The sequence below is a fragment of the Streptomyces rishiriensis genome, from assembly GCF_030815485.1.
GTDB classification, from domain to species: domain Bacteria; phylum Actinomycetota; class Actinomycetes; order Streptomycetales; family Streptomycetaceae; genus Streptomyces; species Streptomyces rishiriensis_A.
In genome coordinates, this window is sequence record NZ_JAUSWV010000002.1 from 4,702,453 (window position 1) to 4,727,063 (window position 24,611).

Sequence of the window (24,611 nt, forward strand, 5' to 3'; positions counted from 1 at the left end):
CCGGCCGGCCTGTGGTGACCGCGAATTGACGAGGCGAGGCGCGAAGCGGTGAACGTGCTGGACATCCTGTTGTCGGTAGCGGCCGTCTGGTTCGCGGTCGTCGGCTACCGCCAGGGCTTCGTCGTCGGGATCCTGTCGGTGATCGGTTTCCTGGGGGGCGGCCTCGTCGCCGTATACCTGCTGCCCGTGATCTGGGACGCGTTGACCGACAACTCCGAGGTGAGCACCACGGCCGCCGTCGTCGCGGTCATCGTCGTGATCGTCTGCGCCTCGATCGGCCAGGCCCTCACCACCCACCTCGGCAACAAGCTGCGCCGGTACATCACCTGGTCGCCGGCCCGCGCGCTGGACGCGACCGGCGGCGCGCTGGTCAACGTCGTGGCGATGCTGCTGGTGGCGTGGCTGATCGGATCCGCCCTCGCCGGCACCACCCTGCCCACGCTGGGCAAGGAGGTCCGCAGCTCCAAGGTGCTGCACGGGGTGTCCGACGCGCTGCCCGACCGGGCCGACACCTGGTTCGCCGACTTCTCCTCCGTCCTCGCGCAGAACGGCTTCCCGCAGGTCTTCAGCCCGTTCTCCAACGAGCCGATCACCGACGTCCAGCCGCCCGACCCGGCCCTGGCGAACAGCGCGGTGGCCAAGCGCGCGCAGCGTTCCATCGTCAAGGTCATGGGCACCGCGGAGAGCTGCGGCAAGGTCCTGGAAGGCACCGGCTTCGTCTTCGGTGAGCGTCGCGTCATGACCAACGCGCACGTCGTGGGCGGCGTCGACGAACCCACCGTCCAGATAGGCGGCGAGGGCCGCAAGTACGACGCCACGGTCGTCCTGTACGACTGGAAGCGCGACATCGCCGTCCTGGACGTACCCGATCTCGACGCGCCCGTGCTGGAGTTCACCACCAAGGACGCGGTGAGCGGTGACGACGCGATCGTCGCCGGGTTCCCGGAGAACGGGTCGTACGACGTCCGCGCCGCGCGGGTGCGCGGTCGCATCACGGCCAACGGCCCGGACATCTACCACCGCACCACCGTGCGCCGTGACGTGTACTCGCTGTTCACGACGGTCCGTCAGGGCAACTCCGGAGGCCCGCTGCTCACCACCGACGGCAAGGTGTACGGCGTGGTCTTCGCGAAGTCCCTCGACGACGCCGAAACCGGCTACGCCCTCACCGCGGACGAGATTCAGCAGGACATCACCGAGGGGCGTACCGCGGGCCAGCAGGTGGACAGCGACAGCTGCGCCCTTTGACGAACACCGGAGAGGATCCTGCCGAGGGGCCCCGCCAAGGGCCCCTCGAATCCTTCGCCGGGTCAGCCTCGAGGGTGACGCAAGCGGACCGAGACCCAACGGGCCCGGCGGCGCAGGATGCGCGGAATGCCCACTCGGAGCTCGGAGCCCGGCAGTTGCGGGTCGGCACCTCGTTGGTGGGGGCTCAGGCCACTGGCCGAGCGGCGGTTGCGTGCTGCATCACTGTAGTCGTGCGTCCAGCCCATACACCGACGTCTGCCCCTGCCCCAAGGTCGATAACCGCTATCGGAGCGGCCAATTGGCCTATGCGCCGGGCATTTGGCCGGTCGTCGTACAGGCGTTCAGAACCGGGTGCCGGGCGCGACCGCGCGGTCACCGATCTGGCTCGGGATCCTTCAGCCAGTTGACCAGTTCGGTGGAGAAAGCGACCGGGTCCTCTTCATGCGGGAAGTGGCCGAGACCGTCGAACAGCCGCCAGCGGTACGGCGCTTCGACGTACTCCCCGGAGCCGGCCGCGCTACGGGTGCGCATCACCGGATCGAGGGATCCGTGCAGATGCAGCGTGGGCACGCGCACGGGCCGCTTCATGCGCCGGTAGAACTGGACGCCGTCCGGCCGGGCCATCGAGCGCACCAGCCACCGGTACGGCTCGACGGCGCAGTGCGCGGTGGAGGGGATGCACATGGCGCGCTGGTACGTCTCCACCGCGTCGTCCTCCGGCAGGCGCGGCCCGGACCAGTCCCGGATCAGCCGGCCCACCAGTTCGCCGCCGTCGGCGGTGAGCTGCCGCTCGGGGATCCATGGCCGCTGGAACCCCCAGATGTGGGAGCTCGCGGTCGTCTGCCGGACGTCCGCGAGCATCGCCGAGCGCCAGCGCCGGGGATGCGGCATCGAGGCGACGGCGAGCCTCCGGACGAGCTTGGGGCGCATCACGGCCGCCGTCCACGCCAGGTAACCGCCCAGGTCATGGCCGACCAGCGCGGCGTCCGGCTCGCCCAGGGAACGGATCACGCCGGTGATGTCGAGAGCCAGGTTCGCCGGGTCGTAGCCGCGCGGCGTGCGGTCGCTGCCGCCCACGCCCCGCAGGTCCATCGCGACGGCCCGGAAGCCCGCGTCGGCCAGCGCGACCAGCTGATGCCGCCACGTCCACCAGAACTGCGGAAAGCCGTGGACGAGCATGACCAGCGGACCGTCGCCGACCTCGGCGATGTGGAAGCGGGCACCGTTCGCGGCGACCTCGCGATGGGTGACCTGCACGCCGCAGACGGCGTCCGGCCGTACGACCGAAGCGGGCTGGGCCGGAGGAGTGGCGGGGTCCGTCATGAGGACGAGCGTGCCACAGCCTCGATGGCTTCCGGGACCCGGTCCTGCGGGAGCTCGGGCCGCGGGTGCGGCTTGGCGTTCTGCAGGACGCCCGCCGACTCCTTCATGGAGGCGGCGACCTTCTGCGGGCCCTTGCCCTTCTGCGCCTTCTTCGCGAAGACCACGCCGATCAGCACGAGGACGAGCGCGACGAGCACGTTCGCCGCGAAGGAGAGCAGGAAGCAGATCGCGAGGTTCCAGTCGCTCCAGGTCCGGATGCCGTACGCCAGCGCGAAGTTGAGCATCGGAAGGGAGAACACCAGGACCGCGCCGGCCACCGAGAACGCCCCACCGCTCATGGCCCCGCGCTTGACGTCCTGCTTCAGCTGCGCCTTGGCCAGTGCGATCTCGTCGTGCACCAGCGCCGACAATTCGGTCGTCGCCGAGGCGAACAGCTGGCCGATGCTGCGTTCGGCGCCGACCGGGCTGCCGTCGGGTGCGCTCATCGCGTTCTCCCTCTCCTGCTGCTGTGCTGCTTCTGGCTTCTTTTGTACCGTCCCGTCAGATCATGCCGGACGGTCGCCCTCCTCGCCTGCCCCGCCCGTCACTTCGGTAGGCCCGTGGCGCGTGTCGGCCCCTCCCCGGCCTCTCCGCGAGTCTCCTCGGGGCGGCTCTCGCGGTCGAGCTCCTCGGCCCGGCGGCGGTGCTCGGCGGCCTTGCCGTCGTAGATCTCCGCCATCCTCAGGTGGTAGGCCGGGTCGTCCTCCTCGTACATGTCCGGGATGCCGTCGAGGTCGTCGTCGCGCTCCTCGGCCTCACACATCCGGCGGTACTCGGCGTTGCGCAGCTTCAGCAGAACCGTCGCGATGCTCGCCGCGATCAGCGAGCCGAGCAGGACGGCGGCCTTGACCTCGTCGGTCAGGGTGGGGTCGCCCTCGAAGGCGAGTTCGCCGATCAGCAGCGACACGGTGAACCCGATGCCGGCGAGGGACGCGACGGCGAGGACGTCCGCCCAGGCGAGGTCCTCGCTCAGCGAGGCGCGGGTGAAGCGCGCGGTCAGCCAGGTCCCGCCGAAGATGCCGATCGTCTTGCCGACGACGAGACCGAGGACGACGCCGAGCGTCTCCGGCTTGCCGAAGACATCCGTGAGCGCGTTGCCCGAGATTGCCACACCGGCGCTGAACAGGGCGAACAGCGGCACCGCGAGGCCCGCGGAGAGAGGCCGGACGAGGTGCTCGATCCGCTCGCCGGGTGACTGGTCCTCACCTTCGCGCGTCGTGCAGCGCAGCATCAGGCCCATCGCGACCCCGGCGACGGTGGCGTGCACGCCGCTGTTGTACATCAGCGCCCAGATGACGAGCGCGAGGGGGACGTAGACGTACCAGCCGCTCACGCCCTTGCGCAGCAGCAGCCAGAACACGAGGAGGCCGACGGCCGCGCCGCCCAGCGCCACGAAGTCGATACCGCTCGTGAAGAACACCGCGATGATCAGGATCGCGAGCAGGTCGTCGACGACCGCGAGGGTGAGCAGGAAGGCGCGCAGCGCGCTCGGCAGGGATGTGCCGATGACGGCCAGCACGGCGAGCGCGAACGCGATGTCGGTGGCCGTGGGCACCGCCCAACCAGCCGTTGAGCCACCGCCGCTGATGTTGGTCAGCGTGTAGACGAGCGCGGGCACGGCCATCCCGCACAGCGCGGCCGCCACGGGGAGCGCGGCGGCCCTGGGGTCCTTGAGATCGCCGGCGACGAGTTCTCGCTTGAGTTCGATACCGGCGACGAAGAAGAAGATCGCGAGCAGGCCGTCGGCGGCCCAGTGCGCGACCGAGAGGTTCAGGCCGAGGGCTTCGGGTCCGAGGTGGAAGTGGCTGACGCTCTCGTAGCTGTCGTGCAGCCCGGGTGCGTTCGCCCAGACCAGTGCGGCGACGGCGGCGACGAGCAACAGCACACCGCCGACGGTCTCGGCGCGCAGTGCCTCCGCGACGAAGTTCCGCTCGGGGAGGGACAGCCGTCCGAGGACCTTACGGGGGGCGGTGTTGCGGGGCGCGGGCACGGTGGGGGCCTCCGGTCGGTGGGCAGCACTGAGTACTTGCCGACCAGACTTCCCGGCGCACCTTTTCTTCAGCCTACCTAGAACACGCTCGGATAAATCCGACAACCCTCATGATAGGCGCGAAAAGGGCGCCCGGCTCGATGGTCGCCGGGCGCCCTTCCCTGACGGGATCAGTCCTCGCCGGCTCAGTCCTCGCTGGGCGCGGCCGGGAGCTTGGCCTGGATGAGGTCCATGACCGTGGAGTCGGTCAGCGTGGTGACGTCCCCGAGCTGGCGGTTCTCGGCGACATCCCGCAGCAGCCGGCGCATGATCTTGCCGGAGCGGGTCTTCGGCAGCTCCGCGACCGGCATGATGCGCTTGGGCTTGGCGATCGGGCCGAGCGTGGCGCCGACGTGGTTGCGCAGGTCGGCGACGAGCTGCTCGTCCTCGGCGTTCGCCGTGCCCCGCAGGATGACGAAGGCGACGATGGCCTGTCCGGTGGTCTCGTCCGCCGCGCCGACGACGGCCGCCTCGGCGACGGCCGGGTGGGACACGAGCGCCGACTCGACCTCCGTGGTGGAGATGTTGTGGCCCGACACGAGCATCACGTCGTCGACCCGCCCGAGGAGCCAGATGTCGCCGTCGTCGTCCTTCTTCGCCCCGTCACCGGCGAAGTAGCGACCCTCGAAACGCGCCCAGTAGGTGTCGAGGAAGCGCTGGTCGTCGCCCCAGATGGTCCGCAGCATCGACGGCCACGGTTCGGTGAGGACCAGGTAGCCGCCGCCGCCGTCGGGCACCTCGTTCGCCTCGTCGTCGACGACGGTGGCGCAGATGCCGGGCAGCGGTGTCTGTGCGGAGCCGGGCTTGGTGGCGGTGACGCCCGGCAGCGGCGAGATCATCATCGCGCCGGTCTCGGTCTGCCACCAGGTGTCGACGATCGGGGTGCGGTCGGCGCCGATGTGCTTGCGGTACCAGATCCAGGCCTCGGGGTTGATCGGCTCACCGACCGAGCCGAGCACCCGCAGGCTGCTGAGATCGAACTTCGCGGGGATGTCGTCGCCCCACTTCATGAACGTACGGATGGCGGTCGGCGCCGTGTACAGGATCGTCACCCCGTACTTCTGCACGATCTCCCAGAAGCGGCCCTGATGAGGGGTGTCGGGCGTGCCCTCGTACATGACCTGCGTCGCGCCGTTGGCCAGCGGTCCGTAGACGATGTAGGAGTGGCCGGTGACCCAGCCGACGTCGGCCGTGCACCAGTAGACGTCGGTCTCCGGCTTGAGGTCGAAGACAGCGTGGTGGGTGTACGCGGTCTGCGTGAGGTAACCGCCGGAGGTGTGCAGGATGCCCTTCGGCTTACCCGTGGTGCCGGACGTGTACAGGATGAAGAGCGGGTGCTCCGCGTCGAACGCCTCGGGCGTGTGCTCGGCCGACTGACGCTCGACGATCTCGTGCCACCACACGTCCCGCTCACCGTTCCAGGCGACGTCCTGGCCCGTGCGCCGGACGACGAGCACATGCTCGACGTTGCCGGCGCGGTCGGCCGCGTCGTCGACGGCCGGCTTCAGCGCGGACGGCTTGCCGCGCCGGTACCCGCCGTCGGACGTGATGACGACCCGTGCGTCCGCGTCCTGGATCCGGGTGGCCAGCGCGTCGGCCGAGAACCCGCCGAAGACGACGGAGTGCGCGGCGCCGATCCGGGCGCAGGCCAGCATCGCGATCGCCGTCTCGGGGATCATCGGCATGTAGACGGCGACCCGGTCGCCCTTCTGGACCCCCAGCTCCACCAGGGCGTTGGCGGCCTTGGAGACCTCGTCCTTGAGCTCGGCGTAGGTGAGGGAGCGGCTGTCGCCGGGCTCGCCCTCGAAGTGGATGGCGACCCGGTCGCCGTGCCCGGCCTCCACATGCCGGTCGACGCAGTTGTAGGCGACGTTGAGTTCGCCGTCCTTGAACCACTTGGCGAACGGCGGGTTCGACCAGTCCAGCGTCTCGGTCGGCTCCTTGGCCCAGGTCAGCCGACGGGCCTGCTCGGCCCAGAAGCCGAGCCTGTCCGCCTTGGCCTGCTCGTACGCCTCCGCCGTGACGTTGGCGTCGGCCGCCAGTTCGGCGGGCGGCGCGAACCTGCGCTCTTCCTTGAGCAGGTTGGAGAGTGAAGAACGTTCGTCGGTCATTACCTCTCCTCCCTCAGCAGGTCGGCCAAGGATTCGTTGCTCACGACATCTCCCTCTCGAAGGGTGTCCGTGTCCGTTGTGTCCCAGGCCACAGCTCATCAGACCCGGGGGTCCGGTGACAAGGGCCGACCGGAAATTGGTTTAGACCTGTCGGAGTCCACTGCTTCTCGACCTTGTTCCCGGTGGCCGGAGGTCGCCCCCCTGGATGGGCCAGGGGGTCATCCGTACCCACGGACCAGGACCGGACGTAGTTCAGCCCGTGTAACGCCTTTCACATCCAGCCGTGCCGCGCGCTGCACCGCCCGCGTCCCCGCCCCGCGCGAAGTCGCGAGAGGGCGGGGACGCGTGAGGCATCGCGATCGCGCCGGTTCAGGCCGGCAGGTCCGCGTCTCCCACATGACCGAACAACTCGCCCTTGGCCTCACCCGAGCCCGCGGCCATCTCGGCGAGCAGGTACGTCTGGGCCTCGCCCACGTGGAAGTACAGTCCGTGCAGCTCCAGCGCCCCGCTTCGCAGGGAGCGGGCCACCGAGTCGTGGGCCCGTAGGTGCTCCAGCTGCTGGACCACGTTGGTCAGACAGAGCTGCTCCACCGCGTCCGCCGGCGCACGCCCGGCCAGTCCGGCGCGGGGACGGCCGTCGTCGACCATCCGCTCCAGACTCGGCAGACCGTGCCGCAGCCACCGCTGCAACGGGGTCCGCGCTTCGCCCGGTTCGGCGTCGAGCAGTGCCTGCATGGCGCCGCACCCGGAGTGCCCGCAGACCGTGATGGACCGCACCTTCAGCACGTCCACCGCGTACTCGATCGCCGCCGCCACCGAGTCGTCCCCGCACTCCTCACCGGGCGGCGGCACGAGGTTGCCGACGTTGCGCACCACGAACAGGTCTCCCGGACCACTGGAGGTGATCATCGAGGTGACGAGCCGGGAGTCGGCGCAGGTGAGGAAGAGCTGGGTGGGCTGCTGCCCCTCCCGGGCCAGCCGCGCCAGCTCGCCCCGCACCAGCGGTGCGGTGTTGCGCTGGAACGCGCTGATACCACGGACCAGTTGACGCCCACTCGGCTCGACGACCTCCGGCCCTTCCTGGGCCGGCTGCCCTTCCTGTTCCGGCTGTCCCAATTGCCTCGACTGCCCCGGCTGTTCCGGCTGTTCCGAGTCTCCTGGCTTCGCCGGCTCTGTGAGCTCCGTGAACTCTGTCGTCTCTTCCCGTCCCCTCCTCCGGGCTGCTTCGGGCGACCCCGCCGCCTCCGCTGGGTGTGCTGCGGCGGTCACCTCCGTCGGCTGTGCTGTCAGCGGCGCCCAAGCCGGTGCCGGTGTGGGCGCCGACGTGGTCTCCGGCGCCTGTGGTGTCTGTGCTGTCTGCGTCGTTCCCCGTGGGACTTCGCACTGGTGGTTGCGCCATGGCGTCCAGGGACGGCACCGGCAGTCCGCGATAGGTGCCTCGCCGACGCGAGCGGGATCGAGGGCTGGGGGAGCGGTCGAGTCACCCTCTCCGGTACCGATACCGATGTCGGCGCTGGTATTGCTGCGGGAGCCGACGCCTGCCTCGGCGTACGCCTCGACGTCGATTCCGGAGTCGAACCCCGTACCGGAGCGGCGGCCGGTCAGCTCGACGGAGCCGCCTTGGGCGGTGTGCGTCTTCTGCCAGTCCTGTAGGGCCTCGTACGCCGCGTGGTCCATGAAGGAGCCGTCCAACTCGACGACCGCCCGGGTGGCTCGGGGTACGAGATGCAGGACGCGGCTCAGTCGAGGCACGGCGAGGAACGTCAACTGGCCTCTTACGTGTACGTGATGGACTCCTTCCTGCTCGTGGTGCGTGATGCGGGTGCGGGCGAGGCGATGCAGGGCGACGGCCACGGCCACGGCGATGCCGATCGTCACGCCCTCCAGGACGCCGAGGAACACCACGCCGAGGGTGGTGACGGCGTACACCAGCACCTCACGGTGGCGGGTCACCGTGCGAATGTGGTGCAGGGACACCATCTGGATGCCGACGGCCATCACCAGGGCGGCGAGTGAGGCGAGCGGGATGAGATCCAGGATGGGGACCATCAGCAGCGCGGCGACTACTACGAGAACGCCGTGCAACATCGTGGAGTTCCGGCTCACGGCACCGGCTTGGACGTTTGCGGAACTGCGCACGGCCACGCCCGCCACCGGCAGTCCGCCGAGTGCTCCGGAGACGATGTTGGCCGCGCCCTGGCCCAGCAGTTCGCGGTCCAGGTCGGAACGGCCGACACGGCTGGAGCGGGCGCTGAGCAGGTCCGGACGCGAGGCGATCAGCTTGTCCACGGCGACCGCGCCGAGCAGCGACTGCACGCTGCACACCAGGGTGGTCGTGAGGACGGCGGCCACGATCCCGAGCACCGGTCCCTCGGGCAGTCCCGCCAGCGCGTGACTGCTCCAGGACGGCAGGTCCACCTTGGGCAGGGTGAGACCCGCCAGCGCCGCGACAGCTGTGGCGCCGGTGACCGCGACGAGTGCGGCGGGCACCTTCCGCACCAGGCGGCCCACCCGGCCGGGGATGCGCGGCCAGAGCAGCAGCAGGGTCAGGGTCAGCGCGCTCACGGCGACGGCCGCAGGTTGCAGTCCGGCCAACTGGGCGGGCAGAGCACGGAGATTGTCGAGGACCGAACTCTGGGGGGTGCCGCCGAGGACGACGTGCAGTTGGGCGACGGCGATGGTGACGCCGATGCCGGCGAGCATGCCGTGCACGATGGCGGGGCTGACGGCGAGGGCGGTGCGCGCCACGCGAAGGCAGCCGAGACCCAGCTGGGCGAGTCCGGCGAGGACGGTGATGGCGCATGTCGTGCGCCAGCCGTAGCGCTGGATGAGATCGGCGGTGACCACCGTCAGGCCGGCTGCGGGGCCGCTGACCTGGAGCGGTGCACCGCCGATCGACCCGGCGACGATCCCGCCCACGGCGGCGGCGACGAGACCGGCCTGGAGGGGCGCGCCGGTGGCGAGGGCGATGCCGAGGGACAGGGGGAGGGCGATCAGGAAGACCGCGATCGAGGCGGACACGTCGGCGCCCGCGATGCGGAAGCGGCGGTGCGGGGCCGGTGGGGGGGCGTGGGGTGGCTGGACGCGCTGTGCGTGCGTCGAGTGGGCGGTGCGGGTGGGGGCGCAGGCGGACATGGTTCCCGTCTCCTCCGGGGCAGCGCGGTCGCGGAACATGTGGTCCCCCGGTTGGGGCGGGGGGTCGCGGCCGTGGGTCACGGCGTGCAGCGGCGGGATGAAAATCAACGCTCGGTAAACAGATCGTAATGCAGAGTAAAGGCCAAGCATGGATTTTTGCGGCAAATGGGGCATGTAATCACTCCCAAGGGTGAAGTGGCCTTTTTGTCGGCTTGTCGTACTAATTCCTTCTCGACTCCGTGCGACCTTGACGGCGCTGCCGGCTCGTCCCGGCGCGTCACCAGAGAACGCCCTCGTCGGCGTTGGCCGAGAGAAGGAAGAAGGTGGGCGGAAGATGGCCGCCACCCAGAGGATCGCCGCGGGCGCAGTGGTCGCCGCGGCTGTCGCCGCATCGCTCGCCGGTTGCGGATCGGGAACCGGGGGTTCCCGCGGTGCCGAGGAAGGAGTGCCGGGCCCGCAGAAGGCGAAACCGGTTCCGGCTCCCAAGAGCGTCGTCCGCCTGATCGGCGACGGCTCCACCGCGTACACCGGAGCGCAGCCCCACCTGCCCCGCCCCGAGCGGCTGAACCCGGGCCAGAAGCCACCGCAGTTCGTGGTCTTCTCCTGGGACGGCGCCGGCGAGGACAGTCAGAAGTTGTTCTCCCACTTCCGCCAGGTGTCCAAGGCCAACCACGCGACCATGACGTACTTCCTCAGCGGCGTGTACATGCTGCCGGAGGAGAAGGCCGACCTGTACAGGCCGCCACAGCACTCGCCGGGCCGTTCCGACATCGGCTTCAACGACGAGCAGGGCATCGCCGAGACCGTGAAGCAGCTGCGTCTGGCGTGGCTGGAGGGCAACGAGATCGGCACCCACTTCAACGGCCACTTCTGCGGCAAGAACGGTGGTGTCGGCGAGTGGTCGGTCGAGGAGTGGAAGGAGGAGATCGACCAGGCCAAGCGGTTCGTGAGGACCTGGAAGACCAACACCGGGATGAAGGACGCGGCGCCTTTGCCCTTCGACTACGACAAGGAACTCATCGGCGCCCGCACCCCTTGCCTCGAGGGCCAGAAGAACTTCATGAAGGCCGCCCGCGAGCTGGGCTTCCGCTACGACACCAGCGGCGTCAACAACCAGGTGTGGCCCGGCAAGAAGCAGGGCCTGTGGGACCTGTCGATGCAGCTCGTGCCCTTCCCCGGCCACTCCTACGAGCAGCTCACCATGGACTACAACTTCATGGTCAACCAGTCCGGCACCTCCAGCCAGGGCGACCCCGACAAGCGCGAGTTCTGGGGCCACCAGATGCGTGACGGGCTGCTCAAGGGCTTCGACCGTGCCTACTACGGCAACCGCGCGCCGCTGATCATCGGCAACCACTTCGAGTCCTGGAACGGCGGCACGTACATGCGCGCCGTCCAGGAGGTCGTCGAGAACGTCTGCAACAAGCCGGACGTGCGCTGTGTGTCCTTCCGGCAGCTCGCCGACTGGCTGGACGCCCAGGACCCGAAGGCCCTGGCCAAGCTGCGCACGCTCGAGGTCGGCGAGTCCCCGAAGCACGGCTGGGCGTCCTTCCTGCCCGGCAGCCCCGCCCCGGCTCCGAAGGGCGTGCCCGGGGCTCCCGCGGTCAGGCAGTAGGCGCCCGGACGGGACAGGCGCCACAGCGAGGGGTGCCACCTGACGGAACCGTCACGGCCAAGGGCCTTCACCGCCAGGAACCGTGACCCGAAGGCGGTCACCCGAAGGCGGTCGCCCGAAGGCGGTCGCCCGAAGGCGGTCACCCGGAGGCGGTCACCCGGAGGCCGTCACCCGGAGGCGGTCATTCAGAAGTCGTCACACGGAGGCCGTGAGGCTTTCGCCGAGGACGAATCCGGGGTCGACCTGGGCCGCCAGGTCGACCCCGGTCCGCGCATTGCCCCAGGACTCGGCGTTCTTCAGGTGGAAGTGCACCATCTGCCGGGTGTAGCGCTCCCAGTCGCGCCTTTCGTACGCCGAGTCGACGGTCGTCCGGAGCAGACGCAGGGCCTGGCGGTTGGTGTCCTCCAGAAGTTCGAACCGAGGCGGCCGGCCCTTCTCCATGGCGCGGACCCAGTCCGAGTGGCCGACCGTCACGAGCAGGTCGTCCCCGACCTCGGCGCGCAGGAAGTCGAGGTCGTCCTGACCCTGCACCTTGTTGCCGACGACCTTCAGCTCGACGCCGAAGTCGCGGGCGTACTCCTTGTACTGGCGATAGACGGAGACCCCCTTCCGGGTCGGTTCGGCGACGAGGAACGTGATGTCGAAGCGGGTGAACATCCCGGAGGCGAAGGAGTCCGAGCCCGCGGTCATGTCGACCACGACGTACTCGTCACGGCCGTCCACCAGGTGGTTCAGGCACAGCTCCACCGCTCCCGTCTTGGAGTGGTAGCAGGAGACCCCCAGGTCGGCGTCCGTGAAGGGGCCCGTCACCATCAAACGGACGGCGCCGCCGTCGAGTTCCACGGGCCGTGCGCAGGCGTCGTACACCGGGTTGTTCTCGCGTACCCGCAGCAAACGGGAGCCCTCGCCGGGCGGTGTCGTCTTGATCATCGTTTCGGCCGAGCCGACGCGAGGGTTGGAGCCGCGCAGGTAGTCCTTGATCAGCGGGAGCCGGTCGCCCATGGCGGGCAGCTCGGCGGCCTCCGCCTCGTCGAGGCCGAGAGCGGGGCCCAAGTGCTGGTTGATGTCCGCGTCGACCGCGATCACGGGCCGACCGTCGCCGACGAGGTGGCGGATGAACAGGGAGGACAGGGTGGTCTTGCCGCTGCCGCCCTTCCCGACGAAAGCAATTTTCATGTTCACAAAGAGTAGTGCCGTGATCGCTGTACGTGGCAGGAGTGCGTGAAGAAGACCACTCCTTCGTGGGGTCCGCGTGCTCGTTGCGTACTGTCGTACTCATGAGTACGACAGGCGCGTCCGCCGATCCGCTCGCGGCCCTGGGTTCCCTGCCCGGTGTGGCCGAGTCCGTGGAGACCATGCGCAAGGCCGTTGACCGGGTCTACGGACACCGCGTCATGCGCCGCCGCAGCACCGAGATCACCTCCGAGGCCGCACTGCGCGGCGCCCGTGGCTCGGCTGCCCTGTCCGGCGCGGACTGGGCGCTGGAAGAGGTACGTCGGCGCACCGACTTCAGCGCCGACGACGAGTCGCGCGTCATGGGTGCGGCTCTGCGGCTGTCCGCCGAGGCGGGACAGTTGCTGTCCATCTGGCGCCAGTCGCCGCTGCGGGTGCTGGCGCGGCTGCACCTGGTGGCCGCGGCGACCGGTGACGACCAGGTCGGACGTCCGCGCCAGGCCGGCGAAGCGGTCGACGAGCCGCTGATCGAGCTGCCGCTGCCGGGCGCCGCCGAGGTGGCCGGCCGCCTGGAAGGGCTGTCCGAGCTGATCATCGCGGGAGGCTCCGCGCCCGCCCTGGTGACGGCCTCCGTCGTCCACGGCGAGCTGTTGGCCCTGCGCCCGTTCACCTCCCACAACGGCCTGGTCGCGCGGGCCGCCGAGCGCATCGTCCTGATCGGCAGCGGTCTTGACCCCAAGTCGGTGTGCCCGGCCGAGGTGGGGCACGCCGAACTGGGGCGGGCGGCCTACCTGGCGGCCCTGGAGGGCTACGTCTCCGGCACCCCGGACGGCATGGCGGCCTGGATCGCCCACTGCGGCAGGGCGGTCGAGCTGGGCGCCCGCGAGTCGACGGCGGTGTGCGAGGCGCTTCAGCGCGGGGCGGCGTGAGCCACACGCGCGCGTGAACCCCGGGTACGCGAAAGGCCCCTCACGCGGGGGGCCTCACAAAGGGTTGCGGCGGTACGAGTCGTCGTACCGCCGCTGGCATGCTCACCCGGTTACCAAGCGTCCTCGAAATATTGCCCATCAGGCCGGGAACTTTGCCCGTGACCTGGTGCGGCTGGCCCGTAATCGACGGGTCGACGTCGCGTGGGTGCCCAGTGGCCATGCGCGGTCCGTGGGGCCGAATGCGTTATTAAGGTCATCCTCTCGGATGTCCTTGGTCTCGCGGGCCGTTAAGTCCTTTGTACTCCTGGACCTGGACAAGCGGAAGTGCTGGCACCAGTTCTTTGCTTTGCTCCCAAACAGGTAGGGAACGGGCATCCTGAGTGGTGACGATCCCAGTGGTGACGGGCCACCCGCGCGCGGGCGGCCTTTTCAGACGGTCGTCGCCCGGCGTCGGCTCGCGTACCAGACGAGGCCCGCGGTGGCCGCCGCCGCTCCTATGGCCGCTACCGCGACGAGCGCGGGGCGGGGCGGTACGGAGAACGAGGGAATCCGCTGCTTGAGGCGCACCGGACGGTGGAAATCGAGAATCGGCCACCCCCGCGCAACGGCCTCGCGCCGCAGGGCCCGGTCGGGGTTCACGGCGTGCGGGTGCCCCACCGCTTTCAGCATGGGCAGGTCGGTCGCCGAGTCGCTGTACGCGTAACAGCGCGACAGGTCGTAGCCCTCGGACTCGGCCAGCTCCTTGATCGCCTCCGCCTTCGTCGGGCCGTAGGCGTAGTACTCCACCTCGCCCGTGAAGCAACCGTCCTCGCCCACGACCATGCGGGTGGCGACCACGCGGTCCGCGCCGAGCAGTTCACCGATCGGCTCGACCACCTCGGCGCCCGAGGTCGACACGATCACGACGTCCCGGCCGGCCGTGTGGTGTTCCTCGATCAGGGAGGCCGCCTCGTCGTAGATCAGCGGGTCGATCAGGTCGTGAAGGGTCTCGGCCACGATCTCCTTCACCTGTTGGACGTTCCAGCCGCGCACGAGTGCGGACAGGTACTCGCGAGTCCGCTCCATCTGGTCGTGGTCCATACCGCCCACGAGGAACACGAACTGGGCGTACGCGGTCCGCAGGGCGGCCCTGCGGTTGATCAGACCGCCTTGGTAGAAGGACTTGCTGAAGGTGAGCGTGCTCGACTTCGCAATGACCGTCTTGTCCAGGTCAAAGAAGGCCGCTGTGCGGGGCAAGGAGTGGTTTTCCACAACCATGAGCATAGGGGCAGCCCATTCGGCGTAAGCTTGGCGCGTGGGTTTGCCTGAGAAGGCTCTCGGGTACACCATGGAAGTCACGGATCGTTCGCGACCGTGCTAACGCGGTCCGGCTCCTCCCCCCCCGAGTCGGCCGTGAAGGCGACCCCCGCTCTCCCCCCCGGCGGGGGTCGTCGCATGTCCGGGTGCATTTTCCAGTTCTGAACGCGGCCTTCGGGTCGCATCGAGGCGGCTGCGGCCGCCTCTTCTGCTTGCCCGCACTCCGTCACCGTGTGTAGTCGTCGGACTCCTCTGCGGAAGTCGCACAGCAGGGGGTGCAGTGCTCACCGGTATGGGTGACGGCGATATTCACAACCACCCGCTCGTCCACAGTTTTCGACCAAGATCAACACGATTTCCGGGTTCGCTGCACCGTGATTCCAACGCGTCCGCTCCGGGCCGGCTCCAGAGGGCCGGTTCCGTTTGCCGGGGGCGTCCGGCCGGATTCTGTCGGCCGTTCATATGGAGACCGGCTTCCGGTTCTTCACACGTTCGGAATCGCGGGACCGCAGCGACTGCGCGCCCCGCAGTGAAGGGGGATGGAAATCGTGACCGGAGCCGTCACACACGACCCGCCGCCCACCGCCGGAGGCGGACCGGGCAAGCCACTGATCGTCACCGAGGACGCCGAGCTCCTCGACGATCTGCTGCGCCTGTGCGCCGCCGCCGGCGCCACACCGGAGGTGCACCACTCGGTGCCGGAACGCCGGGGCAGCTGGGAGTCCGCGCCGCTCGTCCTGGTCGGCGACGACGCGGCACGCCGTGTCCGTGGGGCCGCCCGTCGACGCGGAGTGGTCCTCATCGGCCGCGATCAGGACGACTCCGGGGTGTGGCAGCGCGCCGTGGAGATCGGCGCCGACCACGTCCTGATGCTGCCCGACGGTGAACAGTGGCTGGTCGACCGCATCGCCGACGTCGCCGAGGGCGTCGGACGGCCCGCCCTCACCGTCGGCGTCATCGGCGGTCGCGGCGGCGCCGGAGCGTCCACGCTCGCGTGCGCCCTCGCCGTCACCTCCGCGCGAGAAGGGCTGCGCACCCTTCTGGTCGACGCCGATCCCCTGGGTGGCGGACTCGACGTCCTCCTCGGCGGTGAGAGCACGGAGGGCCTGCGTTGGCCGGCGTTCGCCGCCTCGCGCGGCAGGGTCGGCGGCAGCGCCCTCGAGGAGTCGCTGCCCAGGCTGCACTCGCTGCGGGTGCTCAGCTGGGACCGGGGCGACTGCGTGGCCATCGCGCCCTCGGCCGTACGCGCGGTGCTGGCGGCGGCCCGGCGCCGGGGCGGCACGGTCGTCGTCGACCTCCCGCGCCGCGTCGACGACGGCGTCGCCGAGATCCTCGCCCAGCTCGACCTCGGGCTTCTCGTGGTCCCCGCCGAACTGCGGGCCGTCGCGGCGGGCAAGCGCGTGGCCTCCGCCGTCGGCATGGTGCTGCGCGACCTGCGGGTGGCGGTGCGCGGCCCCTTCGGGCCCGGACTCGACGACAGCGAAGTGGCCCGGCTGCTCGGTCTGCCGTTGGCCGGTGAGGTACCCGTCGAACCGGGGCTGCTGCGTCCGGACGGCGGCAAGGCGCCGCCCGGCGCGACCCGGCGCGGGCCACTCGCCCGCTTCTGCAAGGAGTTCTGGGAGCGCGCCCTCATCGAAGCGGGTGGCTCATGAGCACGCCGTCCGGCCTCGAACGGGCGAAAGGAAACGGCACACTGCTCGACGGCGTACGGCAGTGGCTCGCCGACAGCGGTGCCGAACCGACGCCCGCGCGTGTGGCGCAGGCACTGCGTGAACAGGGGCGGGTCCTTGGCGACGCGGAGTTCCTCGGGGCGGCCGAGCACCTGCGGTCAGAGCTGATCGGCAGCGGGCCGCTGGAGCCACTGCTCACCGACCCTGCGGTGACCGACGTACTGGTGTCGGCTCCGGACCGGGTCTGGGTCGACCGGGGCGGCGGCCTGGAGCTGACCGGCGTCTCCTTCCCGGACGCGGTGGCCGTACGGCGCCTCGCGCAGCGTCTGGCCGCCGTGGCCGGGCGGCGCCTGGACGACGCCCGGCCCTGGGCCGACGCCCGGCTGCCCGACGGGACACGACTGCACGCGGTGCTGCCCCCGGTCGCCGTCGGCTGCACCTGTCTGTCACTGCGGGTCGCGAGGCCCCGGGCGTTCACGCTCGGCGAACTGGTGGCCGCGGGGACGGTGCCGCCGGGCGGGGACGGCGTGCTGCGGGACCTGATGCGGGCGCGGCTGTCGTTCCTGGTCAGCGGCGGTACCGGCAGCGGCAAGACGACCCTTCTGAGCGCGCTCCTGGGTCTGGTCGGGCCGGGGGAGCGGATTGTGCTCGCCGAGGACTCCGCCGAGCTGCGGCCCGATCATCCGCACGTCGTCCGACTGGAGACGAGACCGGCCAACCAGGAGGGAGCGGGGCTCGTCACGCTCGAGGACCTGGTGCGGCAGGCCCTGCGGATGCGGCCGGACCGGCTGGTGGTGGGAGAGGTGCGCGGGCCGGAGGTTGTCCATCTGCTGGCCGCGCTCAACACGGGTCACGAGGGCGGCTGCGGAACCGTCCACGCGAACGCCGCCGCGGACGTCCCCGCGCGGCTCGAGGCGCTCGGGACGGCGGCCGGGCTCGACCGGGCCGCTCTGCACAGCCAGTTGGCGGCGGCTCTGTCGGTGGTCCTGCACCTCGTGCGCGACCCGGCCGGGCGGCGGCGGATCTCCGAGGTGCACGTGCTGGAGCGGGACCCCTCCGGGCTGGTGCGGACCGTGCCGGCACTGCGCTGGCGGGCGGACGCCTTCGCCTACGAGCGGGGATGGGGGCGGCTGCGGGAGCTGCTGCGGGGCGAGGGGAACGGCGAAGAGAACGAAGGGACGGTCGGGAGTGATGAGTGAGATGTCGACGGCTGCCACCGTGGCCTGTGCCGGAGCGGCGGCCTGGTTGATGGGTGGACCGTACTCAGGGGCCAGGCGGGCGCGGTTGCTCCTGGCCGGGGGCGGTGTGGTCGGCAGCGGGCCCGCGCCGTGGCGGCAGCTCACCGGCGAGCTGTGGAGGCTCCGGCGGCGCTGGCGACCCGAATGGTGGGCACCGGTCGCGGGACTGGTCCTGGCGGTACTGGGAGGTTCGGTGCTGCCGGTCGTCGCGGGGGTCGCCGGAGTGCCCCTGCTGGGCCGGGCACGGCGGGCCGCCGTGACCCGACGGGCGGGCGAGCGCCGAGGGGACGCGGTGATCGCGCTGTGCGCGGCGCTGGCCGGGGAGGTGCTCACCGGCCGGCAGCCAGGGGAGGCGCTGCGGCGGGCCGCACAGGACTCCGGAGGACTCGGGGCGGCGCAACCCGCGGTACTGGCGGCGGCACGGTTCGGCGGTGACGTGCCCGGGGCTCTCGCGGCCGCCGCCCGGCAACCGGGTGCCGACGGGCTGCTGGGTCTCGCCGCGTGCTGGCGGGTTGCCGTGGACCAGGGCGCCGGTCTCGCGGCCGGACTCGACCGACTGGAGGCGGCGTTGCGTGCAGAGCGCGATCAACGTGCGGATCTACGGGCTCAGTTGGCCGGACCACGCGCCACGGTGGTGATGCTCGCCGGCCTGCCGGTCCTCGGCCTCCTGTTGGGCGCCGCGCTCGGGGCGGACCCGCTGCACGTCCTGCTGCACACCGGAGCGGGGCTGGGCTGCCTGCTCGTCGGCGGCGTGCTGGAGGGCGTGGGGATGTGGTGGGCACTGCGGATCGTCCGCCACGCGGAAGCGAAGTGAGGCGCGGAGAGGGAGGCGGGCGACGTGGACGGAGGAGACATGAGCGTGGAAGTTGTCCACAGGCTGGGGGCGGCCGTGGGGATCGTGGTGACCCTCTGCTGGCTGATGGGCTGGTGGGAGACTGCGCGACGGCGACGCACAGCACGGCGGCGACTGACCGAACTGTTCGCCTCGGGGAGGACGGCGACACCCCGAGGGGCCGGGCTGCTGCGGAAAGCCGTCCGGCGGTGGCTTCCCGACGCATTGGTGGTCGGTGCCGGATGGGTGATGGTCGGCGGCCTCGCCGGTCTCGCCCTGGGGTTGATCGGTGCTGTGGGACTGGGGCGGTGGCGCCGTCGGCAACAGGCGGCGGGTGTGGTCAGCGACGCCGATGCCCAGCTCGCCGCACGCCAGCTCCCGCTCGCCGCCGATCTGCTGGCAGCGTGCATCGCGGCCGGCGCCGGCCCGGTGGTCGCGGCGCAGGCCGTGGGCGAGGCCCTCGGCGGTCCCGTGGGGGAAGGGCTTGCGCGGGGTGCCGCCGAAGTACGGCTGGGCGGCGAACCGGCCGACGCCTGGCGGAGGTTGGCCTCGACACCGGGCGCCGCGTCCCTGGCCCGCCTGCTGGAGCGGGCCGACGTCTCGGGCCTGCCCGCGGCCGGACCGGTCGCCCGGCTGGCCGCCGACACTCGCGCCGACTGGTCGCGAGCCGCGACGGCCCGGGCCCGGCGGGCGGCCGTCATGGTCACCGTGCCGGTGGGGCTCTGCTTCCTGCCCGCCTTCATCGCGGTCGGTGTGCTGCCCATCGTCATCGGGCTCGCGGGCGGCGTGCTGGGAGGAGGTGGTCGATGACGGCCTGGATGACGTGACTAACGAGGAGCGCCGGCTCGGGTGGCTGAAGAGCTCGGGTGGCTGAAGAACCGGCCGTCGACCAGCGGGAGGTCGAACGGTGAACGGCCGAACGGCGAACGGTGAACGGCCGAACGGCCGAACGGCGAAGGGCAACGGCCAACGGCCAACGGTCTGACGCGAAGTAGCCGACCAGCCGACCAGCCGAACAGACGAACAAGACAGAGATCAACACAACGGAACCTCACGGGGGTTGAGATGTACAAGGCGGTGTGGGCGCGGCTGAGCGCCCTGGTGTGCAGGATGCGTGCGGCGCGCGGTGACGCGGGGATGGTGACGTCCGAGTACGCGATGGGGATCGTGGCGGCCGTGGGCTTCGCGGTGCTCCTCTACCAGGTGGTGACGAGCGAGGTGGTCGCGGCTCAGCTGCAGGCCATCGTGAAGCGGGCGCTCAGTGCGGGGGCGTGAGGGGGGACGGGAGCCTCGTCGCGCAGGCCGACGGGAGTGCGTCGGGGACCGGGGGTTCGTGACGGCGGAGTCGGCCGTGGTGCTGCCGGTGCTGGTGGTGTTCGCGACGGCGCTGGTGTGGGGGCTGCTGGCCATGGCGGCTCAGATCCAGTGCGTGGACGCGGCCAGGACCGGCGCCCGCGCGGCGGCCCGGCAGGATCCGGCCGACGCGGTCCTCGAGGTGACGCGCGCGACGGCGCCGCGCGGGGCGGAGGTGACGATCAGCAGGGAGGGCGACCACGTCCGCGTCGTGGTCGTGGCCAAGCCGCCGGTCCTGCGGGGCCTGCCCTTCGAGGTGCGGGAGGAGGCCGTGGCGGCAGCGGAGGAGGCCGTGGTGACGGTGAAGTCGGCCGAGGGTGCGCCAGGAGACGCCCCACGGACGCCACGGACGCTGGGAGACCTGCCGTGAGCGGCGCGACGCTTGGCGCTGGGCGCGGCGCGGGACTCGGTGCTGGGCGTGGTGCGGGGCGCGACGCTGGGCGTGGTGCGGGGCGCGACGCTGGGCGTGGTGCTGTGGGTGGCGCAGGGCTCGCGGGGGCCCAAGACGTCGGTGGGCGCCGCAAGGACGCTCATCTGTTGGCTCGGGTCCTCGGTGGGCGCCACCGGGATGCGGACCGGGGTTCCGCCACCGTCTGGAGTGTGGGTGCGATCGCCGTGCTCTGTGTGGTGTTCGGGATCGTGCTCGCCCTCGGACAGGCCGTGGCGGCCCGGCACCGCGCCGCGGGCGGCGCCGATCTCGCGGCGCTCGCGGCAGCCGACAACTGGTCGGAAGGCGCCGCGCGGGCCTGTGACCGGGCGGAGCGGGTGGCCCGGGCGCAGGGCGCGCGACTGGTGCGGTGCGTGGTCGTCGGTGCGATCTCCGACGTGACGGCGGCGTCGGGACGGGGGCTGTTCACGGCCGAGGTCAGGGCGCGGGCGGGTCCTGCGGATGCGGTTCCGCCCTCGCAACCTCACCGGCTGCCGCCGTCGCCCCCTTCGCATGCGCCTTCTGGGGCCTCTTCTCCGGCGCTGTCGGAGGTTCCCCCTCTGGAGCCGGCTGCTCCGGAGCCTTCTCCTCGGGAGCCTCCCGCAGGAGTTCCGTGAGCAGCCGTACGGCTCCCCTCTTGTGCAGCGGTTCATTGCCGTTGCCGCACTTGGGGGACTGGATGCAGGACGGGCAGCCCGCGTCGCACTCGCAGGAGGCGATGGCCTGGCGGGTGGCCGTCAGCCAGGAGCGCGCCGTGTGGAAGGCCCGCTCCGCGAAGCCCGCGCCGCCGGGATGGCCGTCGTAGACGAAGACCGTGGGCAACAGGGTGTCTGGGTGGAGAGGGACCGAGACGCCGCCGATGTCCCAGCGGTCGCAGGTCGCGAAGAGAGGGAGCATGCCGATCGAGGCGTGTTCGGCGGCGTGCAGGGCCCCGCCGAGGATCTCGGGGTTGATCCGGGCCGCGTCCAGTTGGTCCTCGGTCACGGTCCACCACACAGCACGCGTGCGCAGCGTTCGCGGAGGGAGGTCGAGCTTCGACTCGCCCATGACTTCACCGGTGATGACACGGCGACGCAGGAAGGAGACGACCTGGTTGGTGACTTCGACCGAGCCGTAGCACAACCGGCCCTGGCCCCAGGGGATCTCCACGTCCGTCTCCAGGACGGAGATCGACGTCGTGTCGCGGGCCACCGTCGAATACGGGGGATCGGCCTCCTGGACCAGGGCGACCGAGTCCTCCAGGTCCAGGGAACGCACGAGATACGTACGGCCCTGGTGGAGGTGGACGGCGCCCTCGTGGACGGTGGTGTGGGAGGAGCCGGCGTCGACCGTGCCGAGCAGTCGGCCGGTGCCCGCCTCCACGACCTGGACGGGCCGGCCACCCTCGCCGCGGATGTCAGCGAGGTCGGCGGCCCGCTCCCGGCGGGTCCAGTGCCAGGCCTTGGTCCGGCGGCGCAGCAGCTTCGCGGCCTCCAGCTGCGGCAGCAGGCCCTCGGTCTCCGGGCCGAACAGAGCCAGATCCTCGTCCGTCAGCGGGAGCTCCGCGGCGGCCGCGCACAGATGCGGGGCCAGGACGTAGGGGTTGTCGGGGTCGAGGACGGTCGACTCCACCGGGCGGTCGAACAGCGCCTCCGGGTGGTGGACCAGGAAGGTGTCCAGCGGGTCGTCCCGGGCGACGAGAACCGCCAGTGCGCCCTGCCCGGACCGGCCGGCGCGGCCGGCCTGCTGCCACAGGGACGCACGCGTGCCCGGGTAGCCGGCGATCAGGACGGCGTCGAGACCCGAGACGTCGATGCCGAGTTCCAGGGCGGTGGTCGCGGCGAGACCGAGGAGCTCGCCCGAGTGCAGGGCCTGCTCCAGGGCGCGTCGTTCCTCGGGAAGGTAACCGCCGCGGTAGGCCGCGACACGCCGGGCCAGTGAACGGTCTACCTCGGCGAGGCGTTCCTGGGCGATCAGCGCGATCAGCTCGGCGCCCCGTCGGGAGCGGACGAAGGCGACGGTGCGCACGCCCTGGACGGCGAGGTCGGTCAGCAGGTCGGCGGTTTCGGCGGTGGCGGTACGCCGGACGGGTGCGCCCTTCTCGCCCACCATCTCGGTGAGCGGCGGCTCCCAGAGGGCGAACACCAGTTCACCGCGGGGTGAGGCGTCGTCGGCCACCTCGACGACCGGGAGCCCGGTGAGGCGCCCGGCGGCCACCGCGGGTTCGGCGGCGGTGGCGGAGGCCAGCAGGAAGACCGGGGAGGAGCCGTAGCGGGCGCACAGGCGCCGAAGGCGGCGCAGCACGTGGGCGACGTGGGAGCCGAACACGCCGCGGTAGGTGTGGCACTCGTCGATGACGACGTACTTCAGGGACTTCAGGAAGGAGGACCAGCGGGGGTGGGACGGGAGGATGCCCAGGTGCAGCATGTCCGGGTTGGTGAGGACGTAGTTGGCGTACTGCCGGATCCATTCCCGTTCCTCGAACGGAGTGTCGCCGTCGTACACGGCCGGCCGTACGGCGTGGCCCAGCGGTTGTGAAAGTTCCTTCACGGAGCGGCACTGGTCCGCTGCCAGGGCCTTGGTGGGGGCCAGGTAGAGGGTGGTGGCCCCGCGGCCGTTCGGGGCCTCGGAGCCCTCCAGGAGGGCCGTGAGGACCGGTACGAGGTAGGCCAGGGACTTGCCGGACGCGGTGCCCGTGGCGACCACGACCGACTCGCCGTCCAGGGCGTGCTCGGCGGCCCGGGCCTGGTGGGCCCAGGGGTGTTCGATGCCGCAGGCCTGCACGGCCGCGATGACCTCGGGACGAATACGGTCCGGCCAGACGGCATGGCGGCCCTCACGCGGGGGCAAGTGCTCCGTATGAGTGATGCGCGACGCGCGGCTCGGTCCCGGGGCGAGCCGGTCCAGGACCGTGGCCGGGGACAGGCGGGGCACGGCCTCGGGCGAGGGTCCATCGGATCGGTGATTCTTGGCCATCGGCACCGAGTGTGTCACCGGCGTGACGGACAATGGGGCCAAGGCGTCGTGCACGCCTGCCGGTAAGTGATTGAATGCCATGGCGGCTGGCGTACCGTCCCGGGGACTCCTGCCCAGGTGTTCCGAGGGGCGACCGCTCGATAGCAAGGTGCTGGAGGATCCGTGGACCTGTCTCTGTCGACCCGTACCGTCGGCGATCGTACGGTCGTCGAGGTCGGTGGCGAAATCGACGTATATACCGCGCCCAAGTTGCGCGAGCAGCTGGTCGAGCTGGTGAACGACGGGAATTTCCACCTCGTCGTGGACATGGAGGGCGTGGACTTCCTCGACTCCACCGGGCTCGGCGTGCTGGTCGGCGGACTGAAGCGGGTGCGCGCCCATGAGGGCTCGCTCCGTCTGGTCTGCAACCAGGAGCGTATTTTGAAGATCTTCCGCATTACCGGTCTGACCAAGGTGTTCCCCATCCACACCTCGGTCGACGAAGCGGTCGCTGCCACCGACTGACCATCCCGTCCCGGGCCCGCGCGGCCCGGCACGGCTGGTTGAACAAAGAGGGGGTCCGGGCTTGGCGGCCCGGCCCCCCGACAGCACGCCCGTAGTTCCGAGGGGGACGCATGGCCACCGTTGAACTCCGCTTCAGCGCGCTGCCCGAGCATGTCAGGACCGCCCGGCTGGTGGCGGCGGCGGTGGCGCGCAGGGCCGGAGTGGACGAGGCCGTCCTGGACGAGGTCAGGCTCGCCGTCGGCGAGGCCTGCACCCGTGCCGTCGGACTGCACCAGACCGGCGGCATCACCGCGCCGGTGAAGGTGTCGCTGATCGAGGAGGAGAAACAGTTCTCCATCGAGGTCGGTGACGAGGCGCCGCGCTCGGTGCCCGGTGACCGGGCACCCGGCTCGGGCGGAGACGGCGACGTGGACACCGAGGAGGACGAGATGGGCCTGGCGGTCATCAGCGGCCTCGTCGACGACGTAGAGGTCTCCGCAGGCGAGCACGGTGGGCTGATCCGCATGACCTGGCCGACCACGCCGGTGACCGCGACGCTGTCCTGACCTGATCTCGCGATCGACTCACCCGAAGGGCCCTACCACGTAGGGCCCTTCGGCATGTGCGGACCTCGCCGACCGCGTTTACAGTGGTTCCGTGAAATGAATCTTGGAATCTCGGTGAAGTGAATCTTGGCGAAGTGAATCTTGCTTCGAATGTCGTGAATCAATTCACGAACCCCAATGCTCTCAAGG

20 protein-coding genes and 1 pseudogene are annotated in these 24,611 nt (G+C 70.9%); 12 read left to right on the forward strand and 9 right to left on the reverse strand.

The annotated features are described in order from the left end of the window. Positions 1-48 precede the first annotated feature (48 nt). Positions 49-1,248, forward strand: coding sequence for a MarP family serine protease (locus QF030_RS23435; RefSeq protein WP_307164605.1), 1,200 nt, complete (start codon positions 49-51; stop codon positions 1,246-1,248). Between the two features lie 62 nt (positions 1,249-1,310). Here the strand turns inward: QF030_RS23435 and QF030_RS23440 are convergent, their stop codons facing one another. From QF030_RS23440 to QF030_RS23465, 6 genes are all read right to left on the reverse strand, one after another. After that, on the reverse strand, positions 1,311-1,493 hold the full coding sequence (locus QF030_RS23440; RefSeq protein ID WP_307164606.1) for a hypothetical protein: 183 nt from the start codon (positions 1,491-1,493) through the stop codon (positions 1,311-1,313). A 127-nt stretch (positions 1,494-1,620) separates the two neighbouring features. After that, positions 1,621-2,571, reverse strand: a complete 951-nt coding sequence (locus QF030_RS23445) for an alpha/beta fold hydrolase (RefSeq protein ID WP_307164607.1) — start codon at positions 2,569-2,571, stop codon at positions 1,621-1,623. After that, positions 2,568-3,056, reverse strand: a complete 489-nt coding sequence (locus QF030_RS23450) for a phage holin family protein (RefSeq protein ID WP_307164608.1) — start codon at positions 3,054-3,056, stop codon at positions 2,568-2,570. Before QF030_RS23450 ends, QF030_RS23445 begins: the two co-directional genes overlap by 4 nt. A 98-nt stretch (positions 3,057-3,154) precedes the next feature. Beyond that, entirely contained in the window at positions 3,155-4,600 is a 1,446-nt protein-coding gene (nhaA, locus tag QF030_RS23455; RefSeq protein ID WP_307164609.1) for a Na+/H+ antiporter NhaA, read from the reverse strand. 185 nt (positions 4,601-4,785) lie between these two features. Further along, a complete protein-coding gene (gene acs, locus QF030_RS23460) occupies positions 4,786-6,750 on the reverse strand; it encodes an acetate--CoA ligase (protein ID WP_307164610.1) in 1,965 nt (654 codons plus the stop codon). Positions 6,751-7,119: 369 nt separating this feature from the next. Further along, on the reverse strand, positions 7,120-9,885 hold the full coding sequence (locus QF030_RS23465; RefSeq protein ID WP_307164611.1) for a bifunctional SulP family inorganic anion transporter/carbonic anhydrase: 2,766 nt from the start codon (positions 9,883-9,885) through the stop codon (positions 7,120-7,122). Between the two features lie 334 nt (positions 9,886-10,219). Here QF030_RS23465 and QF030_RS23470 point away from each other — a divergent pair, with 334 nt between their 5' ends. Further along, positions 10,220-11,500 (forward strand): polysaccharide deacetylase family protein, encoded by a 1,281-nt coding sequence (locus QF030_RS23470; protein ID WP_307164612.1) that lies wholly within the window; start codon positions 10,220-10,222, stop codon positions 11,498-11,500. A 195-nt stretch (positions 11,501-11,695) separates the two neighbouring features. On the opposite strand, the gene QF030_RS23475 is transcribed toward QF030_RS23470, so the two are convergent. Then, positions 11,696-12,676, reverse strand: a complete 981-nt coding sequence (locus tag QF030_RS23475) for an ATP-binding protein (protein WP_307164613.1) — start codon at positions 12,674-12,676, stop codon at positions 11,696-11,698. 101 nt (positions 12,677-12,777) lie between these two features. On the opposite strand from QF030_RS23475, the gene QF030_RS23480 reads away from it, so the two are divergent. Then, complete coding sequence (locus QF030_RS23480; protein ID WP_307164614.1) at positions 12,778-13,602, forward strand: oxidoreductase; 825 nt, start codon at positions 12,778-12,780, stop codon at positions 13,600-13,602. Between the two features lie 429 nt (positions 13,603-14,031). Here the strand turns inward: QF030_RS23480 and QF030_RS23485 are convergent, their stop codons facing one another. Continuing rightward, positions 14,032-14,865 (reverse strand): HAD family hydrolase, encoded by an 834-nt coding sequence (locus QF030_RS23485; RefSeq protein WP_307164615.1) that lies wholly within the window; start codon positions 14,863-14,865, stop codon positions 14,032-14,034. 572 nt (positions 14,866-15,437) lie between these two features. Between QF030_RS23485 and ssd the strand changes: the two genes are divergently transcribed. The 7 genes and pseudogenes from ssd to QF030_RS23520 form a co-directional block, all read left to right on the forward strand. After that, positions 15,438-16,550 carry a septum site-determining protein Ssd gene (gene ssd / locus QF030_RS23490; protein ID WP_307164616.1) on the forward strand — a complete coding sequence of 371 codons (1,113 nt, stop codon included), beginning with the start codon at positions 15,438-15,440 and terminating at the stop codon, positions 16,548-16,550. Then, positions 16,547-17,767, forward strand: coding sequence for a TadA family conjugal transfer-associated ATPase (locus QF030_RS23495; RefSeq protein ID WP_307164617.1), 1,221 nt, complete (start codon positions 16,547-16,549; stop codon positions 17,765-17,767). Before ssd ends, QF030_RS23495 begins: the two co-directional genes overlap by 4 nt. 1 nt (position 17,768) lies before the next feature. After that, positions 17,769-18,620, forward strand: coding sequence for a type II secretion system F family protein (locus tag QF030_RS23500; RefSeq protein ID WP_307167665.1), 852 nt, complete (start codon positions 17,769-17,771; stop codon positions 18,618-18,620). A gap of 39 nt (positions 18,621-18,659) precedes the next feature. After that, positions 18,660-19,448, forward strand: a complete 789-nt coding sequence (locus QF030_RS23505) for a type II secretion system F family protein (protein ID WP_307164618.1) — start codon at positions 18,660-18,662, stop codon at positions 19,446-19,448. A 255-nt stretch (positions 19,449-19,703) separates the two neighbouring features. Continuing rightward, on the forward strand, positions 19,704-19,913 hold the full coding sequence (locus tag QF030_RS23510) for a DUF4244 domain-containing protein (protein WP_307164619.1): 210 nt from the start codon (positions 19,704-19,706) through the stop codon (positions 19,911-19,913). Continuing rightward, positions 19,900-20,361, forward strand: coding sequence for a TadE family type IV pilus minor pilin (locus tag QF030_RS23515; protein WP_373428795.1), 462 nt, complete (start codon positions 19,900-19,902; stop codon positions 20,359-20,361). Before QF030_RS23510 ends, QF030_RS23515 begins: the two co-directional genes overlap by 14 nt. A gap of 167 nt (positions 20,362-20,528) precedes the next feature. Further along, a pseudogene (locus tag QF030_RS23520) lies at positions 20,529-20,903 on the forward strand (Rv3654c family TadE-like protein); the annotation flags it as partial. Here the strand turns inward: QF030_RS23520 and QF030_RS23525 are convergent. Then, a complete protein-coding gene (locus tag QF030_RS23525) occupies positions 20,857-23,454 on the reverse strand; it encodes a DEAD/DEAH box helicase (protein ID WP_307164621.1) in 2,598 nt (865 codons plus the stop codon). The pseudogene QF030_RS23520 and the gene QF030_RS23525 sit on opposite strands and share 47 nt — an antisense overlap. Positions 23,455-23,535: 81 nt before the next feature. Here QF030_RS23525 and bldG point away from each other — a divergent pair, with 81 nt between their 5' ends. Both bldG and QF030_RS23535 read left to right on the forward strand, forming a co-directional pair. Next, positions 23,536-23,877, forward strand: coding sequence for an anti-sigma factor antagonist BldG (bldG, locus tag QF030_RS23530; protein ID WP_009189842.1), 342 nt, complete (start codon positions 23,536-23,538; stop codon positions 23,875-23,877). 110 nt (positions 23,878-23,987) lie between these two features. Then, positions 23,988-24,422, forward strand: coding sequence for an ATP-binding protein (locus QF030_RS23535; protein WP_307164622.1), 435 nt, complete (start codon positions 23,988-23,990; stop codon positions 24,420-24,422). Positions 24,423-24,611: the final 189 nt, after the last annotated feature.

Excerpts from the sequence above, each read along its gene's own strand:
- QF030_RS23440 (WP_307164606.1), bottom strand. The coding sequence starts at position 1,493 with ATGGGCTGGACGCACGACTACAGTGATGCAGCACGCAACCGCCGCTCG.
- QF030_RS23445 (WP_307164607.1), bottom strand. The coding sequence starts at position 2,571 with ATGACGGACCCCGCCACTCCTCCGGCCCAGCCCGCTTCGGTCGTACGG.
- QF030_RS23450 (WP_307164608.1), bottom strand. The coding sequence starts at position 3,056 with ATGAGCGCACCCGACGGCAGCCCGGTCGGCGCCGAACGCAGCATCGGC.
- acs (WP_307164610.1), bottom strand. The coding sequence starts at position 6,750 with ATGACCGACGAACGTTCTTCACTCTCCAACCTGCTCAAGGAAGAGCGC.
- QF030_RS23465 (WP_307164611.1), bottom strand. The coding sequence starts at position 9,885 with ATGTCCGCCTGCGCCCCCACCCGCACCGCCCACTCGACGCACGCACAG.
- QF030_RS23470 (WP_307164612.1), top strand. The coding sequence starts at position 10,220 with ATGGCCGCCACCCAGAGGATCGCCGCGGGCGCAGTGGTCGCCGCGGCT.
- QF030_RS23475 (WP_307164613.1), bottom strand. The coding sequence starts at position 12,676 with ATGAAAATTGCTTTCGTCGGGAAGGGCGGCAGCGGCAAGACCACCCTG.
- QF030_RS23480 (WP_307164614.1), top strand. The coding sequence starts at position 12,778 with ATGAGTACGACAGGCGCGTCCGCCGATCCGCTCGCGGCCCTGGGTTCC.
- QF030_RS23485 (WP_307164615.1), bottom strand. The coding sequence starts at position 14,865 with ATGCTCATGGTTGTGGAAAACCACTCCTTGCCCCGCACAGCGGCCTTC.
- ssd (WP_307164616.1), top strand. The coding sequence starts at position 15,438 with ATGGAAATCGTGACCGGAGCCGTCACACACGACCCGCCGCCCACCGCC.
- QF030_RS23495 (WP_307164617.1), top strand. The coding sequence starts at position 16,547 with ATGAGCACGCCGTCCGGCCTCGAACGGGCGAAAGGAAACGGCACACTG.
- QF030_RS23500 (WP_307167665.1), top strand. The coding sequence starts at position 17,769 with ATGTCGACGGCTGCCACCGTGGCCTGTGCCGGAGCGGCGGCCTGGTTG.
- QF030_RS23505 (WP_307164618.1), top strand. The coding sequence starts at position 18,660 with ATGAGCGTGGAAGTTGTCCACAGGCTGGGGGCGGCCGTGGGGATCGTG.
- QF030_RS23510 (WP_307164619.1), top strand. The coding sequence starts at position 19,704 with ATGTACAAGGCGGTGTGGGCGCGGCTGAGCGCCCTGGTGTGCAGGATG.
- QF030_RS23525 (WP_307164621.1), bottom strand. The coding sequence starts at position 23,454 with ATGGCATTCAATCACTTACCGGCAGGCGTGCACGACGCCTTGGCCCCA.
- QF030_RS23535 (WP_307164622.1), top strand. The coding sequence starts at position 23,988 with ATGGCCACCGTTGAACTCCGCTTCAGCGCGCTGCCCGAGCATGTCAGG.